The sequence below is a fragment of the Pseudomonas tehranensis genome (assembly GCF_014268615.1).
In the GTDB taxonomy this organism is placed as follows: domain Bacteria; phylum Pseudomonadota; class Gammaproteobacteria; order Pseudomonadales; family Pseudomonadaceae; genus Aquipseudomonas; species Aquipseudomonas tehranensis.
The window spans coordinates 1-5,330 of sequence record NZ_JABWQV010000296.1; the positions used below are offsets into that span (position 1 = coordinate 1).

The window sequence follows — 5,330 nt, forward strand, 5'->3', positions numbered from 1 at the left end:
GGGGGGGGGGGGGGGCGTTTTCAGTCGAGCGTTGAAGCCTTAGGCTTGAACGACCGGGATGTTGGCATTGGCAGCCGCTTCACGGAACTCGGCGATCTGGTCGAAGCTCAGGTAGCGGTACACGTCCGCTGCCATGCTGTCGATCTTGCCGGCGTATTCCATGTACTCCTCGACGGTCGGCAGGCGACCCAGGATGGATGCCACGGATGCCAGTTCGGCCGAAGCCAGGTAGACATTCGCGCCGTCGCCCAGACGGTTCGGGAAGTTACGGGTCGACGTCGACACCACGGTGGAGTTCGGTTCCACGCGTGCCTGGTTACCCATGCACAGCGAGCAGCCTGGCATTTCCATCCGGGCACCGGCCTTGCCGTAGATGCCGTAGTAGCCTTCTTCGGTGAGCTGGTGAGCGTCCATCTTGGTCGGCGGCGAGAGCCACAGACGAGTTGGCAACTGACCCTTGACCTGTTCCAGCAACTTACCGGCAGCGCGGAAGTGGCCGATGTTGGTCATGCACGAACCGATGAATACTTCGTCGATCTTCTGCCCAGCGACGCTGGAGAGCAGGCGGGCATCGTCCGGGTCGTTCGGCGCGCAGAGCACAGGCTCCTTGACGTCGGCCAGGTCGATCTCGATGACTTCGGCGTACTCGGCGTCCTTGTCGGCTTCCAGCAGTTCCGGGTTGGCCAGCCAGGCTTCCATCGCCTGGGCACGACGCTCCAGGGTGCGGGCATCGCCGTAGCCTTCGCCGATCATCCAGCGCAGCAGGGTGATGTTCGATTGCAGGTATTCGGCAATCGATTCCTTGGACAGCTTGATGGTGCAACCGGCAGCCGAACGTTCGGCCGAGGCGTCGGACAGTTCGAACGCTTGCTCGACGGTCAGGGTTTCCAGTCCTTCGATTTCCAGGATGCGGCCGGAGAAGGCGTTCTTCTTGCCTTTCTTCTCGACGGTCAACAGACCTTTCTGGATCGCGTAGTAAGGGATGGCGTGTACCAGGTCACGCAGGGTGACGCCCGGTTGCAGCTTGCCCTTGAAGCGAACCAGGATCGATTCCGGCATGTCCAGCGGCATGACGCCAGTGGCGGCGGCGAACGCCACCAGGCCGGAACCGGCCGGGAACGAGATACCGATCGGGAAACGGGTGTGGGAGTCACCACCGGTGCCGACGGTGTCCGGCAGCAGCATGCGGTTCAGCCAGCTGTGGATGATGCCGTCGCCTGGACGCAGGGATACGCCGCCACGGGTCATGATGAAGTCAGGCAGGGTGTGGTGGGTGGTCACGTCGATCGGCTTTGGATAGGCCGCGGTGTGGCAGAAGGACTGCATCACCAGATCGGTCGAGAAGCCCAGGCACGCCAGGTCTTTCAACTCGTCACGGGTCATCGGGCCAGTGGTGTCCTGGGAACCGACGGTGGTCATCTTCGGCTCGCAGTAGGTGCCCGGACGAACGCCGGTCACGCCGCAGGCCTTGCCGACCATTTTCTGCGCCAGGGTGAAACCCTTGGTGCTTTCGGCCGGGGCTTCAGGCTTCTTGAACAGGTCCGAAGCAGGCAGGCCCAGCTCGGCACGTGCCTTCTCGGTCAGGCCACGGCCGATGATCAGCGGGATACGGCCGCCGGCACGTACTTCGTCCAACAGGACCGGGGTCTTCATTTCGAAGGTGGTCAGGACTTCATCGGTGCCGTGCTTGCAGACTTTGCCAGCATGCGGGTACAGGTCGATCACGTCGCCCATGTGCATGTTGGACACATCGAATTCGATCGGCAGGGCGCCGGCGTCTTCCATGGTGTTGTAGAAAATCGGCGCGATCTTGCTGCCGAAGCAGAAACCACCGGCACGCTTGTTCGGTACGTAAGGAACGTCGTCACCGAAGAACCACAGCACTGAGTTGGTCGCCGATTTACGCGACGAACCGGTACCGACCACGTCACCGACGTAGGCGATCGGGAAGCCCTGGCCGCGCATCTCTTCGATCTGCTTCATCGGACCGGTCTTGCCTTGCTCATCCGGCACGATACCGTCACGGGCCATTTTCAGCATGGCCAGGGCGTGCAGTGGGATGTCCGGGCGGGACCAGGCGTCAGGAGCCGGGGAGAGGTCGTCGGTGTTGGTTTCGCCGGTAACCTTGAACACGCGCAGGCTGATCTTGTCGGCCAGCACAGGGCGGTTCTTGAACCACTCGCCGTCGGCCCAGGATTGCAGCACGCCCTTGGCGTGAACGTTGCCATTGCGGGCCTTTTCAGCCACGTCGTGGAAAGCGTCGAACATCAACAGGGTGTGCTTGAGTTCTTCGGCGGCGACTGGCGCCAATTCGGCGTCGTCCAGCAGGTCCACCAGGGTCACGATGTTGTAGCCGCCCTGCATGGTGCCGAGCAGTTCAACGGCGCGCTTCTTGTCCAGCAGAGGGGATTGGGCTTCGCCTTTGGCCAGGGCGGACAGGAAACCGGCCTTCACGTAGGCGGCTTCGTCGACTCCAGGCGGAACGCGATTGGTGATCAGGTCAACGAGGAAAGCTTCTTCGCCAGCCGGAGGATTCTTCAGCAGCTCGATCAGGCCTGCGGTTTGTTCGGCGTTAAGCGGCTGGGGAACGATACCCAGTGCTGCACGCTCTTCGATATGTTTGCGGTAGGCTTCAAGCACAGTTATTACCCTCATCAGTGGTCCCAAATGGGTGTCCGGGACGCTCATCCAGAAACCCACGGTACTCATGCGCGTCGGGGGCTTTTTGAGCCACCACGCCAGAGTTTCCGCGAGTTCCTCACAGAAGCTGCTTTCAAAGTTTTACGCCTGCAGAACGGGGAGCTGATGAGGGTTGGCGTTGGGCTTTCCCCGCTGGAAAGACCCTCGGCCAACACCGCTCTGAAGGAACGACTGTGCTCGTGACGCTTTGAAAACAGCTTCTAACGGACATTGGCGCCTTAAAAGGCTGGCTGATTCTACGGCAAAAAAAAAATAAACGTAAGTTAGGCCCTGAAGTTTGAGGGGTGATCAATCTTAGACAAAGGGCTAACATGCCGGCCTGTCCTGCTTTTGCGTGTGCTTTTCCCTATGCCCAACCAGCTCATCAAGACCCCCTGCGTCGGCCTTTGCTCCACTGTCTATGGTGACCTGGTGTGCCGTGGCTGCAAGCGGTTCCACCATGAAGTGATTCACTGGAACGGCTATAACGAGGACGAGAAACGCGCGGTGTGGATGCGGCTAGAGCAGTTGCTGGTCCAAGTGATGGTGGCCAAGCTGGAGGTTTTTGATCCTGCCCTGCTGCGCCAGCAACTGGAAACACGCAAGATCCGGTTTGTGCCGCACCAGTCGGAATATTGCTGGGCTTATCAATTGATCGCCCGTGGCGCGCGGGTGATCAACAACCTGGAAGCCTACGGCATGGTGCTGATGCCGGAATTTCGCGACTGGGACCTGCCGGACCTGCGTGACGCCATTGATCGGGAATTCTTCCTGCTGTCCGAAGCCCATTACCAGCGCTACATCGCGCCGGGGTTTCTGAAGGATGCCATTGGCGGCTGACTCCCGGCCATTTGTGCAAAGAGCTTTTGTGGCGAGGGGATTTATCCCCGTTCGGCTGCGAAGCAGGCGTCTGGCGTTTAGAGTGATGGGCCTGCTCCGCAGTCCAACGGGGATAAATCCCCTCGCCACAGCGTATTTATTCCTTGACCGCCAACTCCACCAAATGATCCTCAACCTCCTGCGGTTTGAGTACCAGCACATCGCTTTCCAGCGTATCGAGCACCGCCTCGGCGGTGTTGCCGATCAGGACACCGGACAACCCGGAACGCGCCACGGTGCCGATCACTGTCACCGCCGCCTGCAGCTTGCGCGCCATGTATGGAATCAGGACGTCCGCCGGACCTTCTTCGATGTGCAGGTGTTGGTCGTCGATGTCGAACTCAGCCTGGAACGCCCGGCATTGTTCGCGGTATTTGGCCTCGATGGTTTCCTTGAGCTGGAACGTGGGGTCGGCGGACGAAAGCATCGGTGTGGGATGGGCGCTGATCACGTGCAGGTGCGCCTTGGCCAGGATGGCAATGTCGTAGCCGTGATCGATGATGGTGGCGTGCAGGTGACGGTGTTCGCCGTCGGCATTGCCCACGTCGACGGCGGCCAGGATCACTTTGTCTTTCCAGGAGCCGGCGGTTTTCACCAGCAGCACCGGAGTCGGACAATGGCGCAGCAATTTCCAGTCTGCCGGGGTGAGCAGGGCTTTTTTCAGCGGGCTGTCGGGAAAATGTTGCTTGATCACCAGGCCGCAGCCTTCGGCCTGCTGTACGTCGATGATGGTTTCATACAGGCTTTCGTTCCAGGCCTGTTCGGTGGTCACGCTGTAGCCGTCGGCCAGCAACGCGGCCTTCAGCACGCTGAGCATGCCGGCATGGTCATGCTTTTTGTCGCACACCAGCAGGTGCAAGTGAGCCTGGGTCACACCGGCAATCAGCTTGGCGCGCTTGAGCGCCAGGCTTTCCGAATGTTCGGGGTCGATGACCACCAGAATGCTGCGAATGGCTTGCATGATCGGCGTCTCCAGCAATAAAAAGGCATGGCGTTGCTCAACTATAGTTGTTGTATGGCAGTCGTCGACTTGATGCATATCAACGGCGGTGGCTGGTGGTCTGGAAGCAGGCCGGTATAATCGGCGCCCTTCGCTCGACTACCTTTTTCCGTGAGCCCCATGATCCTTCCCGAAATTCATGAATTCCTTGGTTGCCGCACGCCCGATGCCTGGGTCCAGGCGGCGCTGGCCGACCAGGAGACGCTGCTGATCGACCACAAGAACTGCGAATTCAAGGCCGCCAGCACCGCCCTGAGCCTGATCGCCAAGTACCACTCCCACGTTGACCTGATCAACCTGATGTCACGTCTGGCCCGGGAAGAACTGGTGCATCACGAACAGGTCATGCGTCTGATGAAAAAACGCAAGGTCGGCTTGCGCCAGCTCTCTGCCGGGCGTTACGCCTCGGGGCTGCGCAAAGTGGTTCGCAGCCACGAGCCGGTGAAACTGGTGGACACCCTGGTGGTCGGCGCCTTCATCGAAGCCCGTAGTTGCGAGCGTTTCGAGGCCCTGGTGCCGCACCTGGACGAAGAGCTGGGTAAGTTCTATTTCGGCTTGCTCAAAAGCGAAGCGCGGCATTTCCAGGGCTACCTGAAGCTGGCCTACCAGTATGGCGACGCCAAGGACATCGCCCAGGTGATCGAAAAGGTGCGTGACGCCGAGCAGGCGCTGATTGAATCGCCGGATGTGGAATTTCGCTTCCACAGTGGTGTGCCCGTCGCTGCGTGAGATAGGTAGGATCAAAAAAGATCGCAGCCTTCGGCAGCTCCTA

The 5,330-nt window shown here is 60.2% G+C and carries 4 protein-coding genes; 2 read left to right on the forward strand and 2 right to left on the reverse strand.

The genetic code is table 11. The features are described from left to right. Positions 1 to 39: 39 nt before the first annotated feature. Positions 40 to 2,640, reverse strand: coding sequence for a bifunctional aconitate hydratase 2/2-methylisocitrate dehydratase (acnB, locus tag HU811_RS24355; RefSeq protein ID WP_092396851.1), 2,601 nt, complete (start codon positions 2,638 to 2,640; stop codon positions 40 to 42). 408 nt (positions 2,641 to 3,048) lie between these two features. Between acnB and HU811_RS24360 the strand changes: the two genes are divergently transcribed. Beyond that, positions 3,049 to 3,519, forward strand: a complete 471-nt coding sequence (locus tag HU811_RS24360; RefSeq protein ID WP_047225747.1) for a DUF1289 domain-containing protein — start codon at positions 3,049 to 3,051, stop codon at positions 3,517 to 3,519. Between the two features lie 136 nt (positions 3,520 to 3,655). Here the strand turns inward: HU811_RS24360 and HU811_RS24365 are convergent, their stop codons facing one another. Continuing rightward, positions 3,656 to 4,519: a universal stress protein gene (locus HU811_RS24365; RefSeq protein WP_092396855.1), complete on the reverse strand. Its 864-nt coding sequence runs from the start codon at positions 4,517 to 4,519 to the stop codon at positions 3,656 to 3,658. 159 nt (positions 4,520 to 4,678) lie between these two features. Here HU811_RS24365 and HU811_RS24370 point away from each other — a divergent pair, with 159 nt between their 5' ends. Continuing rightward, complete coding sequence (locus HU811_RS24370; protein ID WP_186658534.1) at positions 4,679 to 5,287, forward strand: MiaE family protein; 609 nt, start codon at positions 4,679 to 4,681, stop codon at positions 5,285 to 5,287. Positions 5,288 to 5,330: the final 43 nt, after the last annotated feature.